Annotated in this window: 20 protein-coding genes; 16 read left to right on the top strand and 4 right to left on the bottom strand. The window is 69.9% G+C overall.

Annotation, left to right across the window (positions count from 1 at the left end):
• The first annotated feature begins 231 nt into the window (after positions 1-231).
• Entirely contained in the window at positions 232-858 is a 627-nt protein-coding gene (locus V5E28_RS15340) for a class I SAM-dependent methyltransferase (RefSeq protein WP_336207538.1), read from the top strand.
• Positions 859-1,139: 281 nt separating this feature from the next.
• Here the strand turns inward: V5E28_RS15340 and V5E28_RS15335 are convergent, their stop codons facing one another.
• The 3 genes from V5E28_RS15335 to V5E28_RS15325 form a co-directional block, all read right to left on the bottom strand.
• Positions 1,140-1,352, bottom strand: coding sequence for a hypothetical protein (locus V5E28_RS15335; protein ID WP_336207537.1), 213 nt, complete (start codon positions 1,350-1,352; stop codon positions 1,140-1,142).
• A 501-nt stretch (positions 1,353-1,853) separates the two neighbouring features.
• Complete coding sequence (locus V5E28_RS15330; protein ID WP_336207536.1) at positions 1,854-2,468, bottom strand: hypothetical protein; 615 nt, start codon at positions 2,466-2,468, stop codon at positions 1,854-1,856.
• A gap of 50 nt (positions 2,469-2,518) precedes the next feature.
• Positions 2,519-3,772: an MFS transporter gene (locus V5E28_RS15325; RefSeq protein WP_336207535.1), complete on the bottom strand. Its 1,254-nt coding sequence runs from the start codon at positions 3,770-3,772 to the stop codon at positions 2,519-2,521.
• An 84-nt stretch (positions 3,773-3,856) separates the two neighbouring features.
• Between V5E28_RS15325 and V5E28_RS15320 the strand changes: the two genes are divergently transcribed.
• The 15 genes from V5E28_RS15320 to V5E28_RS15250 all read left to right on the top strand — a co-directional run bounded on the left by V5E28_RS15320 (position 3,857) and on the right by V5E28_RS15250 (position 17,239).
• The gene (locus V5E28_RS15320) at positions 3,857-4,408 is read left to right on the top strand and encodes a CGNR zinc finger domain-containing protein (protein ID WP_336207534.1); all 552 of its coding nucleotides are present in this window, start codon (positions 3,857-3,859) and stop codon (positions 4,406-4,408) included.
• Between the two features lie 116 nt (positions 4,409-4,524).
• The gene (locus V5E28_RS15315; RefSeq protein ID WP_336207533.1) at positions 4,525-4,683 is read left to right on the top strand and encodes a hypothetical protein; all 159 of its coding nucleotides are present in this window, start codon (positions 4,525-4,527) and stop codon (positions 4,681-4,683) included.
• Between the two features lie 194 nt (positions 4,684-4,877).
• Entirely contained in the window at positions 4,878-5,417 is a 540-nt protein-coding gene (locus V5E28_RS15310; protein ID WP_336207532.1) for a carboxymuconolactone decarboxylase family protein, read from the top strand.
• Positions 5,414-6,232 carry an SDR family NAD(P)-dependent oxidoreductase gene (locus V5E28_RS15305; RefSeq protein WP_336207531.1) on the top strand — a complete coding sequence of 273 codons (819 nt, stop codon included), beginning with the start codon at positions 5,414-5,416 and terminating at the stop codon, positions 6,230-6,232. Before V5E28_RS15310 ends, V5E28_RS15305 begins: the two co-directional genes overlap by 4 nt.
• A 26-nt stretch (positions 6,233-6,258) precedes the next feature.
• Positions 6,259-7,497: a DUF1266 domain-containing protein gene (locus V5E28_RS15300; protein WP_336207530.1), complete on the top strand. Its 1,239-nt coding sequence runs from the start codon at positions 6,259-6,261 to the stop codon at positions 7,495-7,497.
• A 68-nt stretch (positions 7,498-7,565) separates the two neighbouring features.
• Positions 7,566-7,778, top strand: a complete 213-nt coding sequence (locus V5E28_RS15295) for a dihydrofolate reductase family protein (protein WP_336207529.1) — start codon at positions 7,566-7,568, stop codon at positions 7,776-7,778.
• 49 nt (positions 7,779-7,827) lie between these two features.
• Positions 7,828-7,974: a DUF6203 family protein gene (locus tag V5E28_RS15290; protein ID WP_336207528.1), complete on the top strand. Its 147-nt coding sequence runs from the start codon at positions 7,828-7,830 to the stop codon at positions 7,972-7,974.
• A 62-nt stretch (positions 7,975-8,036) separates the two neighbouring features.
• A complete protein-coding gene (locus V5E28_RS15285) occupies positions 8,037-8,771 on the top strand; it encodes a hypothetical protein (RefSeq protein WP_336207527.1) in 735 nt (244 codons plus the stop codon).
• Between the two features lie 43 nt (positions 8,772-8,814).
• Entirely contained in the window at positions 8,815-9,339 is a 525-nt protein-coding gene (locus tag V5E28_RS15280) for a DUF305 domain-containing protein (RefSeq protein ID WP_336207526.1), read from the top strand.
• Positions 9,340-9,395: 56 nt separating this feature from the next.
• Positions 9,396-10,097, top strand: a complete 702-nt coding sequence (locus V5E28_RS15275; protein ID WP_336207525.1) for a FadR/GntR family transcriptional regulator — start codon at positions 9,396-9,398, stop codon at positions 10,095-10,097.
• A gap of 16 nt (positions 10,098-10,113) precedes the next feature.
• Positions 10,114-11,364 carry an ABC transporter substrate-binding protein gene (locus tag V5E28_RS15270; protein ID WP_336207524.1) on the top strand — a complete coding sequence of 417 codons (1,251 nt, stop codon included), beginning with the start codon at positions 10,114-10,116 and terminating at the stop codon, positions 11,362-11,364.
• The gene (locus V5E28_RS15265) at positions 11,361-12,203 is read left to right on the top strand and encodes a carbohydrate ABC transporter permease (RefSeq protein WP_336207523.1); all 843 of its coding nucleotides are present in this window, start codon (positions 11,361-11,363) and stop codon (positions 12,201-12,203) included. Before V5E28_RS15270 ends, V5E28_RS15265 begins: the two co-directional genes overlap by 4 nt.
• On the top strand, positions 12,200-13,009 hold the full coding sequence (locus V5E28_RS15260) for a carbohydrate ABC transporter permease (RefSeq protein WP_336207522.1): 810 nt from the start codon (positions 12,200-12,202) through the stop codon (positions 13,007-13,009). The genes V5E28_RS15265 and V5E28_RS15260 overlap by 4 nt, the downstream gene beginning before the upstream one ends.
• Positions 13,009-16,020 carry a hypothetical protein gene (locus V5E28_RS15255; RefSeq protein ID WP_336207521.1) on the top strand — a complete coding sequence of 1,004 codons (3,012 nt, stop codon included), beginning with the start codon at positions 13,009-13,011 and terminating at the stop codon, positions 16,018-16,020. Before V5E28_RS15260 ends, V5E28_RS15255 begins: the two co-directional genes overlap by 1 nt.
• Complete coding sequence (locus tag V5E28_RS15250) at positions 16,007-17,239, top strand: enolase C-terminal domain-like protein (protein ID WP_336207520.1); 1,233 nt, start codon at positions 16,007-16,009, stop codon at positions 17,237-17,239. Before V5E28_RS15255 ends, V5E28_RS15250 begins: the two co-directional genes overlap by 14 nt.
• Here V5E28_RS15250 and V5E28_RS15245 read toward each other — a convergent pair.
• Complete coding sequence (locus tag V5E28_RS15245; RefSeq protein ID WP_336207519.1) at positions 17,236-18,048, bottom strand: hypothetical protein; 813 nt, start codon at positions 18,046-18,048, stop codon at positions 17,236-17,238. The two genes, V5E28_RS15250 and V5E28_RS15245, sit on opposite strands and share 4 nt — an antisense overlap.
• Positions 18,049-18,078: the final 30 nt, after the last annotated feature.

Below are 18,078 nucleotides of genomic sequence, written 5' to 3'. Positions count from 1 at the left end.
CAGCCGTCCTGCAGCGTCTTCGGTGCGCGCCGCCAGGCCCCTCCTTCGTCAGGTCCTGCCATCGGTGACCATGGCTGAGGTGACAGCCGTGCCGGTGGAGAGGGGGCTCGGGTTCGAATCCCGAAGGCGGCTCCAGGTCAGAAGCCCTCCGCAAGATCGCGGAGGGTTTCTGCGTGACTAACGCTCCTGTACACCTGTTGGCGGAGATCCTTTGTAGGGCAGCATGGCGCGATGAGCGTGCGCTATGACGAAGTGATCGATGCCCTTCGAAGGGCGTACAACGGTGGTGCCAGGCGACGCGACGCCGGCGGTAAGCCTCCTTGGAAGATGGCAGAACGGGAGACGTTCCTTGGGCGCCTGAAGGACCAGCGGTGTAGCCGCTTGCTGGAAGTAGGCGCTGGAGCGGGCCAGGACAGCGTGTACTTCCAGGAGAACGATTTCGAGGTCGTAGCTGTCGATTTGTCGCCTGCCATGGTGGCGCTCTGTCGGGAGAAGGGCATCGAAGCCCACGTCATGGACCTCCTGAGCCTCGATTTCGCACCGGGGTCATTCGATGCCGTGTATGCGCTGAACTGCCTGTTGCATGTGCCGAACAATGAGCTTCCCGCGGCTATGGATGCGATCCGCACGCTCATGCGCCCCGGCGGCCTGTTCTTTCTCGGTGTGTACGGCGGAGGCGACCTGGAGGGGGAGGGGCCGTACGAGGGTGATGATCATGATCCTCCCCGATTCTTCTCGTTCCGTAGCGACGCGCAGCTTCAGGAGTACGCTCGCAGGTCCTTCGAGATCGTGGACTTCCACGCCGTAGGGTCAGGTGCTGCTCGGTTCCAGTCGCTGACGTTGCGACGCCCCGAGTAGTCGAGCGACTATGGCCAGACCCGTTCCGCTTGACGGACCGGTTGAGGTAGGACCTGATCAGGCGGAGTGTGCTGGTGCTCAGCGTCTTGGCCTTGTCCGCCAGTCACTTATCCACATCCTGTGCACTGAGCTCGCGGAGCTTCCGCTTACCCGGTGCGGGGATGACGTGGACACGGCACATCCCGCCTCGTGACCCCCAGGGGGTGGGATGGATGTCCGGGCTGGGGATCCGATCTTCTTGTCGCCGGACTACCGGGTGGATATGCGCCGGTCGCGGCGCGTCAGGGCAGAGCCGGCACGGCAGGCTGGGAGTTGGTCCAGCCGACCTCGATCAGCGTCGTGTCGGTCGTGCTGTGGGACATGTCCGCGGATGCCTTGCCGTCGACCGTGCCCAGATGGTTCTGTGACAGCAGCACCATCCTGCCGGTGTCGACGATCAGTCTCACCCTGGTCGAGTGCGCCTTCTTTCCCGTCCCGCTCGATGTGTCGATCACGACGGCGGCGCCGGGTCTGCCCAGGTTGTCCTTCGCGTTGCCGTCGGCGCGGGCGCCCGGCAGCGTCAGCAGGGCCCGGTAGGCCGCGGCGCGGACCTCCTTCGGGGCGGGGACGTCGTGCAGCAGCTCGGGCAGGGTGTACCGGAGCCAGCCGGGGATGTCGCTCTCCCGGCTGGCCTGGCCCGCCTTGGTGGAGCCAGTCCTTCAGCTGGCCCGGGTCGGCGGGCAGGCGCTGGACCTCGTCGTACGTCAGCCACTGCTGCGCGAACCAGAACTGGCTCTGTTCACTCGGCACAGGGCCCACGCGGCCTTCGGCGGGGTGGGCGGACAGCTTCACGGTCTTGCCGTCGATCGACTCGCTCCACTTGGGGTGGGTGGTGTTGCCGTCGTGCCCCGGGAACTCGATGAGGGAGCCGGAATTGATCACCAGCTGCGGGGTAACAGGTGCGGTGTGAGGTCGCGTTCCGCGTTCGTGTGAGAATGCATTGCCCGGGGCCGGCGTCAGGCCTGTGCGATCACGATCGCCACGGCCAGGGCGGTGTCGAGAACGAGGCAGAATTCGGCGAGCGAACGGGCCACGACCCTGTTGGCCCGGTAATGGTAGACATCCCACGCCGCGTGTCCGAGCAGGCCGAGCGCCACCAGATAGCCGCCCAGCGCGGGGTTGATGAACAGCGCCAGCGTGGCGGCGGCGCCGAAGCCGAGCAGGGCGATCGTCTGTAACGGCAGTCCGTGCCTGGGCCGGATCGCGCCGCGCAGCAGTCCGTAGACCAGGAGGAGGATGCCTGCGCCGAGCACGGCCCAGGTCGGCTCGAACCGGTCGTCGACGAGTTTTGCCACCGCGATGATGGCGAAGGTGGCGAAGAACATCGGCCATGCCGCCCCGGGTCTGCCCAGCGCCGCCGTGCCGAGGTAGACCACCGCGGAGGCGGCCAGGACCGTCGCCAGTTCCACGCCGCCGGCGAGGTCGAAGGCGGTCAGGGCGGCGAACGCAAGGCCCGCCAGCGTGGGCCATCGCCGCAGCAGGGGCGCGATGCGCCTGGAGGTCGCGTCCGTCTCCCTGTCGTTGCCGGGCTGTTGGGTGGGTTGATCGTGAGGTTGATTCGAGGAAGTCATGACCTCCTTATACCCCTAGGGGGTATATCTTGTCGAGGCCGGGAAGGCGGTCAGGCCGGCTGGTTCACTGACGAGGGGGGCTCGATGGCCGCCGACAGGTCCGTACGCAGGGCGTACCGGACGAAGGTGGCCAGCACCGCGACCGCCAGCACGGTGGCGAGGACGAACGCCGTCCGCACGTCCCATACCTCCGCCACCACCCCGGCCAGGGCGGCGCCGGGCGGGAGCACGCCCCAGCTGATCACGCGGGACGCCGAGTAGACGCGGCCGAGCAGGTCGGGGGGCGAGAGGTTCTGGCGGATGGTGGCCACGAGGATGCGCCAGATGCTCGAACCGGCCCCGGCCACCACCGCCCCGCCGGCGACCGCCCAGGCCGGAGCGTCCAGGGCGACCGGTGCCACCAGCAGCACGGTCCCTGCGGCGTCGGCGATGAGCAGGGTGGTCACGCCGAACCGGCGCCGCAGTGGCTCCACCACCATCGACGCGATGAGGCCGCCGACGGCCATGGCGGTGAGCAGGAGCCCGTACTGGGCTGTGGTGAGGCCGAGCGGGCCCGGACTGACCGCGTACACGACGAGCAGAGCGGCGTCGACGGCCCACACGAGGTTCATCACGGCGGTGTAGAGGGTGAGCGTGCGCACCACGGGCTGGCGCCAGAGGTGGCGCAGGCCGGCGATCAGCGCGCCCCGCCCGGCGTTCCGGGTCTCTTCCGGTACGCCGGGTGCGGGGCGGAGGGTCATGACCAGGACGCCCACGACGGCCAGGGCGTAGAGGGCCGCGCCGGCACCGGCGGCGAGGGCGAGGGCGGTCGCGGCGAGGAGGCCGGCCAGGGGCGGACCGGCGAGCTGGTTGGTGATGTTGATGGTGGCTTCGATGCGGGCGTTGGCCCGACCGCGGGCGGCGGGGGCGACGACGCGCGGGATGGTCGAGGTCAGGGCGGTGTCCACGAGGGTCTCGGCGACGCCGAGCAGCACGGCGGCGGCGAGGATCAGCGGCAGGGTCAAGCCGCCGGCGACGAGGCCGGCGGTGAGGCCGGCCAGCACGGCCGCGCGGACCAGGTTGACGCCGCCGAGGAGGGCGCGCCGGTCGACGCGGTCCACGATCCAGCCCGCGTGCAGGCCGAACAGCGGCCAGGCCAGGGTGAGCGCCGTCGTCACGGCGGCCACTCCGCCGGGTGAGGCGCCGATGGCGAGGGCGAGCAGCGGCAGCGCGAACAGGGCCATGCCGTCGCCGAGGTTGGCGGCGCCGGTGCCGAACCAGAGGCCGTTGAACGACCGGCCGAGTGGGGCGGGGAGGATGCGCACGATTCTCACCTTTCAACGTCCCTTGAACGGTAGAACTGTCTGTCTTACCTGTCAATGCGCCTTGAATGGTGAGATACTGGGACCATGACCGAAGTCGAGCTGGTCGGGAACGCGCTCTGCCTGGACTTCGCCAACACCGTCAACGCCCGTCCGGTCGCCCGGAGGGACTGGCTGGCGGCGCCCGAGGGGGCTCTGACCTGGGCGCGCGCCGTGGGGCTGCCCGTCGAGGACCCGGCCGGGCTGGCGGAGGCGCTGCCCGGGATGCGGGAGATGCGGGAGGCGGTGTTCCGGGTGTTCGACGCGCTCGCCGAGGGTGCGCGAGCGCCGCGGGCGGATCTCGACTCGGTGCTGGCCGCGCACGCCGAGGGTGTCGGACGGGCCCGGCTGGAGGCGGACGGTGAGCTGTTCCGGCTGCGCTGGGAGTCGCCTCGCACGGTGCGCGTCCTGCTGTGGGAGGTGGCGGCCTCGGCGGTCGAGCTGCTCACGCACGGGCCGCTGGACCGGCTCGGCGCCTGCCCGTCGTGCGTGTGGCTGTTCCTCGACACCAGCAAGAACCGGCGCCGCCGCTGGTGCAGCATGACCACCTGCGGCAGCCGCGACAAGTCACGCCGCTACTACGCCACCCGCTCCTCCTGAGCGGCCTGTGTACTTGTCCACATTCATTTGTGCTTGATACATGGACTTGTGCACAGAAGAGCAGCTCTCGGCCTGACGGTCGCCGGGGGATCGACGGCGACAACGTCGCCGTCGATGTGGAGACCGTCCGCGGCACCGTCCGCTCGGACACGCTGATCGGGAACACCGGCGCCGACATCCTGATCGGTGGCGAGGGCGCCGACACCCTCGACGGCAAGGGGGGTGCCGACACCCTCGACGCCCGTGACATCCAGGGCACCAAGGACACGCGTTGATCGACTGCGGTGACGGATCCGACGTCGCGATGGTGGATACGGCGGACGCTCCGGCGAACTGCGAGACGGTCAGCCGTCCGTAGTCCTGGTCACGTACGCAGGCCCCTCGCGCCGGTCGCGAGGGGAAGCCGGCCTCCCGTGCGAATCCTCGAATTACGTTCTAGTATTCGGGGCGACCGAAGGAGTGGTACGGCATGACGACACGGATTCCGCCCCTGTCCGCCGGGGAAGGCGATGAGCAGGCACGCGGGCTGCTCGACAAACTGGGCGGCGACTTCGACCGGATTCCGAACATCTTCACCACCTTCGCCCGCCACCCCCGGATGTTCCGGCGCTGGCTCGGGCTCGGGCAGCATCTGCTGCGCGAGTCGACGCTGCCGCCGAGGGAGCGGGAGATCGTGATCCTCCGCACCGCCGCCCTGTCGGGCTCCGCCTACGAGTGGGCGCAGCACGCGGTCATCGGGCGGCGAGCCGGGCTCACCCCTGAGGAGATCGAGCGCATCTCCGCCGGTCTCGACGCGAACGGGTGGCCGGATGACGACCGCGCCCTGCTGCGGGCGATCGACGAGTTGCACGACGGGCACGATCTGTCCGACGCGTCGTGGCGGGCGCTGTCCGCCCGCTGGGACACCCACCAGGTCATGGACTTCACGATGACGGTCGGCTTCTACACGATGACGGCGATGGCGCTGAACACCTTCGGCGTCGAGGTCGATCCGGACCTGGCGCCATGAGCGGCGGCCGGTTGGCGGGCTACGGCGCGATCATCACCGGCGCCGGCCAGACCCCCGGGCGGACGATCGGGAACGGCAGGGCGACGGCGCTGGTCTTCGCCCGCGAGGGTGCCCGGGTCGTGCTCGTGGATCGCGACCTGGACTCGATGCGGGCCACGGCGAAGCTGGTCGAGGAGCAGGGCGGGGTGGCGGTGACCGTCCAGGGCGACGTGACGGTGGCCGCAGACTGGGAGGCGGCCGTGGCCACCTGCGTCGAGCGCTTCGGCCGGCTCGACGTGGTCCACCACAACGTGGGCGTGGCCATCCGCGACGGCTCGCCCACGTCGGTCGAGCAGGCTGACTGGGCACGCAACATGATGATCAATTCGGGCAGCGTGCTGCTGATGGCCCAGGCGGTGCTGCCGGTGATGCGGGCCGCGGAGCGGGGCGTGATCACCAATGTCTCCTCCATCGCCGCCGTCGCGGTCGGCGCGTCCCCCGGCAATCCGCCGATCGCGTACAAGATGTCGAAGGCGGCGATGAACGCCGCCACCCAGGCGATGGCGCTGGAGAACGCCGGCTACGGGATCCGGGTGAACGCGATCATGCCCGGGCTCATCGACACGCCGCTCGGCGTCGATCTGGGGGCGGCCGCGCGCGGGATGGACCGGGACGAGTACGCCGCCCGCCGTCACCGGCGCGTCCCGCTCAAGGGCGGGATGGGCACCGCCTGGGACGTCGCCAACGCCGCGCTCTTCCTCGCCTCCGAGGAGGCCAGGTTCGTCACCGGTGTCCTGCTGCCCGTGGACGGGGGGCAGAGCGCCAGGATCGGCTGAGCGGGATGTCGGTATATTTCTCGCCCATGCTCACCGGTGACGAGATGCACGACGAACTGCTCCCCTTCCAGCCAGAGCCCGAGGACGGGAGTCCGTGGCGTGCCCCCGCCCTCCGCGAGCAGCGGCTGTACGAGTTGTGCCAGGAGGATGAGGCGGGCGACGACCGCGCGGGGTACGAATACCTGCGGCTCGTCGCCGCCGAAGGGCTCTATCGGCCCGTGACCCTTGAGGCCGCCGCGGGTGGCGAAGGGCAGCCGCCGGTGAACGTCGCGACGCTGGAGGACGGGCGCCGGGTCGTGCACGTCTACACGGCGGGCGTGCTGCCACGGACGCATCCCGAGGTGGTGTACGAGTTCGTCACGCTCGGCGGCCTGGCGGCGATCTGGCCCGACGAGGTGGAGATCCTGGCCGTCAACGCCGCGACGCCGTGTGCCCACATGTTCCTCGCCGACGAGGAGGAGCTGGAGATCTGGGGCGAGCTCCACGAGGAGCTGTTCCGGCCGGACGACCTGTGCGACCGCGTCGAGACGCGCCGGACCGGGGCTCCCGCGGATGAGGCGATGCTGCGCGGCCTGGCCTGCGGAGCCCACCTCTGCTACGCCAACGGCGACGCCTGGAACACCCTCAACTGGCACGGCGCCGGTTACGGCGGCGAGGTCGAGCGGCTTGCGGACTCCTGGGACATCCGCGGCCGCGACGACTGGCAGAGCACGCAGGAGCGGCTGCTCGCCCGCGAAGTCAGCCCCTGGCTCTGGGACTTCGTGCTCTGGGTACGTGAAAGCGCCCCTGGCACGCGCGCCGATCCCGTGGCGTGGCGCGACCAGGTCGAGGTCACCATGCGCGAGCAGGCCGACGACGGCGCCGACCCCCGCGAGCTCGCCGAGTGCATCACGGTGCTGCGCGCGCTGGTGGGCAAGGTGACGCGCTACGAGGCGCGCTTCAGGGCCGACGGGCTGCTGCCTCCTGACGGGCGGATACGGACCGTCGCCGCCTGGGACCTCGGCCGCGCCGCCATGGTGGCGCGCTGGGGGCGAGGTGCCCGGTACGCGACCGAACGGGAGATGCATGCCACCATCGAGCGGGCGGGCAAGAGTGTCCAGAGCGCTTACGGCTCGTGGGCGGAGTTCTCGGCCGGATACGTCCTGGGCCGCTGCCTCCACTTCGACGAGGAGGCGTTCGGGGAGTGGTACACCACGGTGCTGCACGCCCACCGGGCCCTGATGAGCGACCCGGACAGCCCTTGGATGACGGTCCCCCTGCACTGAGCGCCGATGAGTTCGCGTGCCGTCCGCGGTCAACCAGGGCGAACGCGTCGAACCTATGGAGGTAGATCATGGCCAGGATGCTCTATTCGGTCACCATGTCGCTGGACGGCTTCATCGCCGGTCCCGGTGGTGACGTGTCCTGGCTGACCGACCATCTCGGGCCCAACCCGCTGGTGGACGAGGTCATCGCCAAGGTCGGTGCCCTGCTCGTGGGCAACCGGACCTTCGGCGGCGACGGCTGCGACGAACCTCTGGTTCCGCGTCGTCCGCTGAGCACCTGAATGGCGGCGCGCGGGAATTTTCCGGTGACGGCGGGGAAGGGGCCGCCGCATGAAGAAGTTCTTCAAGTTCGTGGTGGCTCGCTGGTTGGCACGTACGCCGATAGGGCTGGCGGTCCTGGGGGCGGCGTGGCTGCTGGGGCGGCGTCGCAGGCAACGCACGCAGCCCCAGGGCAAGCGAGAAGCCCGGCGGCGATAGATCACGATATATCCGGACAAATCAGTGACAATCCGGTGATCTTGCCCCTATTCTTCGACTCCATGATCGTTCGCTTATGCGCGGCCACGGCCGCCGGCCTGGTGCTCTTCTCCGGCGCCGCTCACGCCTATCCCATCAAGGGCGCCGCCGAGCTGACCCACAACGAGATCTACAAGAAGGGCAAGCTGCCCAAGGTCACCTGCAAGTTGAACAAGGGCACCACCAGGGCGTCGACGACGAAGTACGTCAACGACCTCATCGGCTGCCTGACCACCGCCTGGAAGAAGACGGCCCCTGACATCACCGGGGTGAAGGTGGGCTTCGTGGACAGCGGCGAGAAGCGGTCCTGCAGCGGCGTGGAGATCGCCGGGTCCTTCGCCCAGCAGTGCTTCAGCTTCATCCGGGTGAAGCTGGCCGCCGACTGGATCAGGACCAAGGACGACTCGAAGGTGTTCGCCGCGGTCACGGCCGCGTGGAGCGGGATCGTACAGGAGCGGACCGGCATCGGCCTGGCCTGGCAGGCGCTGCCGAACGGAGGGGAGCAGCCCGAGATCGACGAGCAGCTCCGCCGGCTCCGCCTGCAGAGCGACTGCCTGACCGGGGTGTCCGTCAAGAGCCTGGGCCGCACCGTCATGGACTGGAAGCCCATGCTCAAGGCCATGGACCCGCCCGAGTTCGCCAAGTACAAGTGGGACGGCAAGCTCACCAACCGCGTCAAGTGGATCCAGGAGGGCCACAAGGCCGGCCGGCCGGGGGCGTGCAACACCTGGAAGGCGGCCTCCTCCAAGGTCACGTGAGGCTCTCGACGGATCGGATGCCCGCGTGACACGCTGACTGGACATGAGGTACGTCTTAGCGGCTCTCGGACTCTTGCTGGTGGTCGCCTGCGGGCCGGACGAGAGCGGCGGCGCACCCGTCAACGCCGCTGATGTGACGTTCGTGCAGATGATGGTGCAGCACCACCGGCAAGGCATCCAGATCGCCAAGGTGGGCGCGGACCGGGCGACCACGCCGGAACTCAAGACGTTGACGGCGGCCATCGTGACCACGCAGCAGAGCGAGGTCGAGATGATGCTGCGCTGGCTGCACGCCTGGGGGCAGCCGCTCAACGCGCCGGACGGCGCGCACGATCATCACGGCGGGCTGCCGGAGATCGACCAGAAGCGGATCGCCGCGCTCAAGCGCTCCAAGGAGCTGGAGCCGGACCTGCTGACCCTGATGATCACCCATCAGGAAGGCGCCGTGCAGATGGCGGCGGCGGAGGTGCGCGACGGGGTGGCTCCGGCCGCCACCCAGTGGGCCGCGCAGGTGCAGGAGTCGCGCAAGGCGCAGATCGCGCAGATGCGGGAGCTGCTCAGCCGATGACCCGAAGAAAAATTCCTCATAGACGCACATCCCGATAAGTGATTAGATCACTTGATATGTCCGAGGTAGCGCGGCCCACCCTCTCCGACGCTCTGACCGAGCGCATGCTGGAGCTCATCCGCACGGGCGGGCTCCGGCCGGGCGACCGGCTGCCGTCCACCAGGGAGCTCTCCCAGCGCTTCGCCGTCACCACTCCGACGTTGCGCGAGGCGCTGCGCAGGCTCGAAGCGACCGGCGCCATCGAGCTTCGGCACGGCTCCGGCATCTATGTCGGGGCCGCCATCGAGCGGCTCGTGCTGCCCAACCCCAACATGCGCGAGATGCAGGCCGCCCAGCTCCTGGAGCTGCTCGGCGCGCGCATCGTCATCGAGCCGCCGCTGGCCGCCATGGCGGCGGAGCACGGCTCGGCCGAGGAACTCGCGGCACTCAAGCGGGTGCTCGACGCGGCGTGCGGCAACCTGCGCGGCCAGGACGCCGAGCTGCACGACGCCAACATGACCTTCCACCGGGCGACCGCTCGGATGGCGGGCAACAGTGTGCTGCACGAGGTCGTCGACTCGCTGCTGACGATCCACGGACCGGAGCAGTGGGCCATCCTGCACATCTTCGACGACCGCCGCCGCGACTACGAGGAGCACCTGTCGATCCTGGAAGCCATCGAGGCGCGTGACGCGGCCCTGGCCGAGGAGCGCATGCGAGCCCACCTGGTGGACGTCCAGACGGTCATCGAGCAGAGGTTGCACAACCCCCCCAAGTGATCAAGGAGGCCGGGGCATGATCCGGTCACGCGTGGCCACGCTCGGCGTGGTAGCTCTCCTTCTCGCCGCCTGCGGCGGGAACGGCGCGGACGCGCCACAGAAGAAGACCGAGTTGACGCTCTACAACGACAAGGGCGCGTGGAGCAAGTACTTCGACGAGATGGGCGCCCTGTCCAAGCAGGCGGTCGGCCTGTCGATGAAGCCGACGGGATACACCGACTCCGCGCAGTATCAGGCGTTCATCAAGGCCTCGTTCCGCACCGACGTCAAGCCCGACCTCTTCACCTGGCAGACCGGGGGGATGCTGGAGGAGGTCGTCAAGCAGAAGCAGGTGGCCGACACCACGGCCGTCTGGCAGGAGGCGATCAAGGCCGGCGACCTCTCGCAGGACCTGCTGCCCTACTACACGATCGCCGGCAAGCAGTACTGCGTCCCGATGAACGTCGCCTACTGGGGCATGTTCTACAACAAAAAGATCTTCGACAAGCACGGACTGAAGCCGCCGGAGACCTGGGACGACCTGGTCAAGACCGCCGAGACCCTCAAGCAGAACGGTGTGAAGGCCTTCTACCACACCAGCGTGCTGTTCTCCTTCGTCTGGTTCGAGCAGCTCATGGCCGGCATGGACCCGGACCTGTACGACCGCCTGAGCACCGGCAAGGCCAAGTACACCGACCCCGGCGTGGTCGCCGTCATGGAGAAGTGGAAGGGGCTCATCGACGCCGGCTACTTCATCAACCCGGGTGACAAGACCGACCCCGCCGACGTGATGAAGAACGGCAAGGCCGCGATGGTCTCCTTCGGCACCTGGTTCAACACCAGCATGACCCAGCGCAACCTGAAGGCCGGCGCCGACTACGGCTTCTTCGTGATCCCCAACGTGAACGCCTCGCTGCCCAAGACCTCGATGATCTTCGAGAGCGGTCCGCTCTGCTCGCTGGCCAAGGCGCCCGACCCCGACGCCAGCATGAAGTACCTCAAGTGGTGGACCACGGCCGAGGCGCAGGAGAAGTGGGCCACGACCCGCGGCGACGTGAGCGCCAACCCCAAGGTCGCCATCGCCGACGAGGCGCTCGGCCAGGTCACCAAGGACGCGGGCAGCGGCGAATACCGCCTGGTCAACCGCTACTTCGAGGCCACGCCGCCGCCCATCCTGACGGCGGCGCTGGACGGTTTCAGCAAGTTCGTCACCGAGCCCGGCACCTACAAGGAAGTCCTGGAGACCATCCAGAAGGAGGCCGACGAGTACTGGAGCACCCATCAGTGACCCGCGCTCCCATGCTCGGCCGCTTCAGGCACGGGTACGTCGCCCCCGCCGCGCTGCTGGTCGCGGGGTTGCTCTACGCCCCGTTCGTGTGGACGGCGTACCTGAGCCTGACCCGCTACGACGGGCTGGCGCCACCCGAGTGGATCGGCTTCGCCAACTTCACCGAACTGCTCGACGACCCGGTGCTGCTGACCTCGATCCGCAACACCCTCATCTGGGTGGTCGGCACGATGGTCCTGCCCGTGGGGCTCGGCCTGCTGGTCGCCGTGCTGTCGTACGACATCAAAGGCGGCGCCTGGTATCGGGTGCCGTTCATGCTGCCGTACGCGCTCAGCGGCGCCGGGCTGGCTCTGGTGTGGAGCCCGATCCTGTCGCATGACGGCGTGGCCAACCAGCTCCTCGGCGTCGACACCGCGTTCCTGCAGCAGGCGCCGCACAACACGATCGCCATGCTGCTGGTGTGGACGTGGCAGCAGCTCGGCGTGAACACGCTGCTGTTCGTGGTCGGTCTGCAGTCCATCCCGAAGGAGCCGATCGAGGCGGCGCGCCTTGACGGTGCGTCGGGGTGGCGGCTGTTCAGGCATGTCATCTGGCCGCTCATGGCGCCGCTGACCGCGGTCGTGGTCGGGCTGGCGCTGGTGGCGAGCCTGAAGACGTTCGACATCGTCTGGGTCCTGACGCAGGGCGGTCCGGGGCGCAACTCCGAGACGCTGGCGGTGACCATGTACAAGGAGACGTTCGTGGCCAGCGACTACGGCTACGGCTCCACCGTGGCGGTGATGCTGACCGTGGTCGCGGGGCTGGCGTCCTACCTCTATCTCAGGAGGCAGGTGCGATGATCCGGCGTGCCGTCCTGATCGTGCTCGGCCTGATCTGGCTCGGGCCCACCTATCTGCTGCTCGTCAACGCCTCCCGGCCGCCGGACTCCTACGATCCGGCGGGCGCGTGGGTGCCGTCGGCGGACTTCTCGCTCTTCTCCAACTTCGCCAGGGCGCTGGAGAGCGCCGACCTGGCAGGCAGCCTCGCCAGCACCGCGCTGTACAGCGTCGTGTCTCCCGCGCTCGGCGTGCTCATCGGCGCGCTGGCCGGCTACACGATCGTGGTGCTGCGGCTGCGGCACGGCTTCTGGTGGTTCCTGCTGATCTTCGGTGGCACGATCTTCCCCTCGCAGATGCTGCTCGTGCCGCTGTTCGTCGGCTACAGCGACGCCGGGCTGTACGACAGCCGCGCCGGCATGATCCTGATCTACACGGCGATCAACGTGCCGCTGGCCGCGTTCGTGCTGCGCAACTTCTACACCGGGGTGGCGTTCTCCATCTTCGAGGCCGCCCGCATGGACGGCGCCTCCACCTGGCACATCTTCTGGCGCATCTACCTGCCACTGTCGACCAGCGCGCTGGCGGCCGTGTTCATCCTCGAGTTCACCTTCATCTGGAACGACCTGATCTTCGGCCTGACCCTGACCCAGAGCTCGGAGGTGCGGCCGGTGATGACCGCGCTCGCCGGGCTGATGACCGACGTGTACGCCGGGACGCCGGTCCCGGTGGGCCTCGCGGCCGGGCTCGTGGTGTCCCTGCCGACGGTCGTGCTGTTCCTCGCCACCCAGCGCCTCTTCGCCCGAGGCCTGTCCCTAGGGAGTGTTTGATGACCAGCCGGTTGCTGCAGCGGAGCCTCGGGTCTCCCGACTACGACGGGATCAGGCAGGCGCTGCGCAACGACACCTCGACCTCGGTGATCAGCGAGCGCGAGCTGGAGGTACGGGTGGCGGTCCTGCCGCTGTTCACCCACGACGGCCGGCAGGCGGTCCGGGTGTCCAGCACGCAGCCGCTGACGCACGTGCTGGTGGGCGTCGATAGCGCCGGCGGCACCGACGTCACGCTGCTCGTGCCCGAGGTGACCGCGCCGCGCACGTTCACGCTGGAGTGCCGCGACGACGCCGGGGTGGTCGGATCCGCGCAGATCACGGTCACGCCACAGCGCAAGTGGAGCGTGTTCGTGGTGCACCACTCGCATCTGGACATCGGCTACACCGACCCGCAGGGCACGGTGCTGCGGCACCATCTGGACTACCTGGACGCGGCGGTGCGGCTGGCCGGGGAGACCGCCTCCTGGCCGGACGACGCCAAGTTCAGGTGGACCGTGGAGTCGTCGATGCCCGCGCTCAAGTGGCTGGAGGCCCGGCCCGCCGAGCAGGTCGAGAAGTTCGCCGCGCTGGCCCGCGAGGGGATCATCGAGGTGACGGCGCTGCCGTTCCAGCTCCACACCGAGGCGTGCTCGACCGAGGAGCTCTACCGCCAGCTCCGCTTCACCACTCAGCTGCAGCGCGACCACGGCTTCGCCACCAGGTCGGCCATGCACACCGACGTGCCCGGCGCGGTCGTCGGCCTGGTCGACGCGCTGAACGCGGCCGGCGTGCGCTATCTCGCCGCAGCGCACAACTGGGCCGGGCGTTCGGTGCCCTACCTGCACGGCGGTGACAAGCTGACGCGGCCGTTCCGGTGGCGGGCGCCGAGCGGGAACGAGCTCCTGGTCTGGTTCACCGACACGCCCCACGGCATGGCCTACATGGAAGGCAACACGGTCGGCCTGACCGACTCCTACGAGCTGGCCGACGACCTGCTGCCGCGCTACCTGTCGGCGCTGGCCTCGCGCGGATACCCGTACGGGCCGGGCACGTTCGGCTGGCAGGGGCCGGACGCGCCGCGGGAGCCGTACGAGCTGGACGTGCTGCACCTGCGGGTGCAGGGCGCGCACGCCGACAACGCCGGGCCGTCGATCGTGCCCGCGTCGATCGCCCGCCGGTGGAACGAGCAGTGGGCGTACCCGCGGTTGCGCTCGGCGGTCAACAGCGACTTCTTCGACCACGTGGCCGAGCGCTATCACGACCGGCTGGCCGTGCACGAGGGCGACTGGACCGACTGGTGGGCCGACGGGCTGGGGTCGGGCGCGCGGCCGCTCGGTTACGTGCGGCGGGCGCAGTCGGCGCTGCGCGCCGCCGAGACGCTGCACACGCTGGCCGGGACCGACGCGAGCGGGCGGATCGACGAGGCCTACGACAAGGTGGCGCTGTTCAACGAGCACACCTGGGGAGCGGCCAACCCGTGGGAGGACGCCGAGGAGGCGGGGGATTCGGGCGGGCTGCAGTGGACCCGCAAGTCCTCGGGGGCCTACGACGCCCAGGACGACGCGGCCGACCTGCTGCAGGCGGCGACCCGGCGGTTCGCCGCGGCGCTGTCGGAGGGCGGGCCGGGCGGCGGGCTCGCGTCGTTCGCCGTCTTCAATCCGGGGACCGCGACGCGGACCGACGTGGTGCGCACGTTCCTGCCCAGGGACGTGGTACCGGTGGACGTGCCGATCGCGCTGGTGGACGCGCGGACGGGGGAGACGGTGCCGCATCACGAGGAGTTCGTCGATCCCGACGACTGGCCGACGAGGCCGATCGGGCGGCACATCCACGCCGTCGTGCCGGAAATTTCGGGATTCGGGTACGTACGGCTGGACGTCGTCAGAGGCGAGAAGCAGGCCCCCGAGCCCGTCGAACTCGACCTCGGCGGCGTGATCGAGAACGAGTTCTACCGGGTGAGCTACGACGTCCGCGAGGGCTACATCAGCTCGGTCTTCGACAAGGTCGCCGGCCGGGAGCTGGTCAACCAGGACGCCGCCGCCGGTTTCGGACAGTACGTCTACGACCGCTACGCCACCGCGCCGCACTTCAACCACCTGTCCGGGCACGTCGGCGCGCACGACCGCACCCTGCTCGGCGACCGGGCCATCGCCAGGAACGCCACCATCGTCAAGGCCCAGCGCACCGCCGTGGGCGAGAAACTGGTGGTCGAGCTCCAGGGCAAGGGCGTCGACTGGCTGCGCACCACGGTCGAGCTGCACCACGGCGTCGCCCGGCTGGACCTCACCTACCAGCTCGCCAAGCAGGGCACTCCGGCCAAGGAGGCGGTCTTCCTGGCCTTCCCGTTCACCACCGGCCGGGCCACCGCCTGGGAGCTGACCGGGGGCGTCGGCGGCCCGGACGTGCCGAGGGTGCCGGGCTCGGCCGAATACATGCTCCCGATCAGGCACTGGATCGCCTTCGAGGACCCCGAGCTGACCGTCGCCTGGGCCACCCTGGAAGCGCCGCTGGTGCAGCTCGGCACCATCCACATGCCGTACGCGCCGTTCCCCCCCACGCTGGACGAGGAACGGGGAACGATCTACTCGTGGGCGCTCAACAACATCTGGGACACCAACTTCCCTGCCCAGCAGCAGGGCGAGACGACGTTCCGCTACGCGGTCAGGTCCGAGACGGGGGTGCCCGGCAGGCGGCTGGGCACGCTGGCTGCCGCGGGGCTGACCGATCCGTTCGTGGGCGCGCTGCTGGCGAGCCCTCCTGCGGAGCCCGCCACCGCGTACGTCTCGGTGGACCACCCGGACGTGCTGGTCACCTCGCTCGGCCGGGCCGGCGCCGAGCGCGTGGTGCGCCTGCAGTCGCTGGCCGCCGAGCCGGTCGAGGTGACGCTCGCCCTGCCCGGGCTGCGCGCGGCCAGGGCGAGCGCGGGCCTGGACCGCGCGCCGGAGCCGCTCGAAGTCACCGGCGAATCGGTCAAGGTACGGCTGCCCGCCTGCGGGGTCGCCGCTGTTTGGGGGACATGTGAAGATCGTTGACATCCGGGCCACGACGGTCGCCGTCCCGCTGGAGGCGCCGCTGCGGCACAGCAACGGCGCCCACTGGGGCCGTTTCGTCCGCACGATCGTCGAGGTCGAGGCCGACAACGGGCTGGTCGGCCTGGGCGAGATGGGCGGCGGGGGCGAGAGCGCCGAGGCGGCCTTCCGGGCGCTGCTGCCCTACCTGAAGGATCACGACCCGTTCCGGCTCGAAGCGCTCCGGTTCAAGATCGCCAATCCGACCGCTTCGCTCTACAACAACCGCACCCAGCTCCTGGCGGCCGTCGAGTTCGCCTGCCTGGACCTGATCGGCCAGCATCTCGGCGTGCCGGTCTGCGACCTGCTCGGCGGGCGGATCCGGGACGAGGTGCCGTTCGCCTCCTACCTGTTCTACCGCTACGCGGCCGACGGGTTCGCCGAGGTGCGCACGCCCGACCAGCTCGTCGAGCAGACCCGGGCGCTGAAGGCGGCCCACGGGTTCACCGTGCACAAGCTCAAGGGCGGTGTGTTCCCGCCGGACTACGAGCTGGAGTGTTACCGGGCGCTGGCCGAGGCATTCCCCGGCGACAGGCTGCGTTACGACCCCAACGCGGTGCTGTCGATGGCCGAGGCCGTCCGGTTCGGCCGGGCCGTCGAGACCCTCGACAACGACTACCTGGAGGATCCGGTCTTCGGGCTGGAAGGGCTGCGGCTGGTGCGCGAGCAGGTCAGGGTGCCGGTCGCGACGAACACCGTGGTCGTCAACTTCGAGCAGCTCGCCGCGAACGTGCTGCGCCGCGGTGCCGACGTGGTGCTGCTGGACACCACCTTCTGGGGCGGGATCCGGCCGTGCGTCAAGGCCGCGGGGGTGTGCGAGACGTTCCAGGTGGACGTGGCCGTGCACTCCTCGGGTGAGCTGGGCATCCAGCTCGCGACCATGCTGCACCTCGGCGCGGTCCTGCCGAACCTGACCTACGCGGCCGACGCCCACTACCACCAGCTCCGCGACGACGTGATCGAGGGCGGCAAGCTGCCGTACTCGGGCGGCGCGATCGCCGTGCCGTCCGGGCCGGGGCTCGGGGTGCGGCTGGACCCCGAGCGCGTCGCCCGCTACGCCGAGTTCTACCGGGAGACCGGCGCCTACCCCTACGACCGCGACCCGGGGCGCCCCGGCTGGTTCGCGCAGGTGCCCAACGAGCGCTTCGCCGACCCGGCCCTCTCCGTGGAGGTGGCCATCTAGCGGGACCTGGCCAGCACGGCGGTGGCGCGGTCGAGCCGCTTGCCCAGGTTCGTGCGCAGGTCGGCGAAGCGGTCAGCCTGGCCCAGGACGACCTCCCGCTGCAGCTCGGCGTCGGCGGCGAACCAGGCGGCCACCAGGCCGGAGGACCACTTGCATCCGGTGTCCGCGATCGCGACCCGCTTCTCCTCGGCGCTGATCGCGGGCTGCTCCAGGTTCCATCGCGGGTCGGCGATGGCCGCCTCCGGCGAGGCGTAGGAGTGGCCCGCGGCGGCCATGCACGACTTCCAGCGCACGCGCGCCTGCCGCACCGCCGGCCGTTTGCCTGCCCGCTCCAGGATGCGCGAGTCCCTCTGCGCCAGCCACGGCCAGTCGGCCGCCGGGGCACCGCGGGCCAGCACCTCCGGGGCCCGGTCGAGGCAGCCCTGCTCGCCGTAAAGGTGCCTGCGGGCGGCCTTGCCCAGCTCGGCCGTCCACGTCGACGCCGCCGGCGTGGTGGCCGGGCGGGCCAGGTGATAGCCGTGGCGCTCCGCCTGCTCCGGATCCACCACGCCGTAGCGCCGCGTGTTGCCCGGATCGGTGGCGATGGCCGACGCGTCCCACCCGGGCGGGTGCACGGTGACGCCGCGGCGGCGCAGGCACTGCGCGACCACCAGGTTGTGGGCGTTGCCGAGGATCGCGCGCTGGGCGGGCGTGGGCTTGTAGGCGTCGAACGGCAGCACCAGCTCGCCCACGTCGTTGACGCCCGAAGCGGGCTGCTGCCCGGTGCTCGTCGTGCAGGCGGTGACCGCCAGCAGGAGGGCGCCGAGCACGAGGGACGGCTTCGTGCGGCGGCCGGTTTC

It is taken from the genome of Nonomuraea sp. LPB2021202275-12-8 (genome assembly GCF_037044575.1).
GTDB lineage: Bacteria > Actinomycetota > Actinomycetes > Streptosporangiales > Streptosporangiaceae > Nonomuraea.
This window is presented reverse-complemented; position numbering and strand designations above follow the sequence as displayed.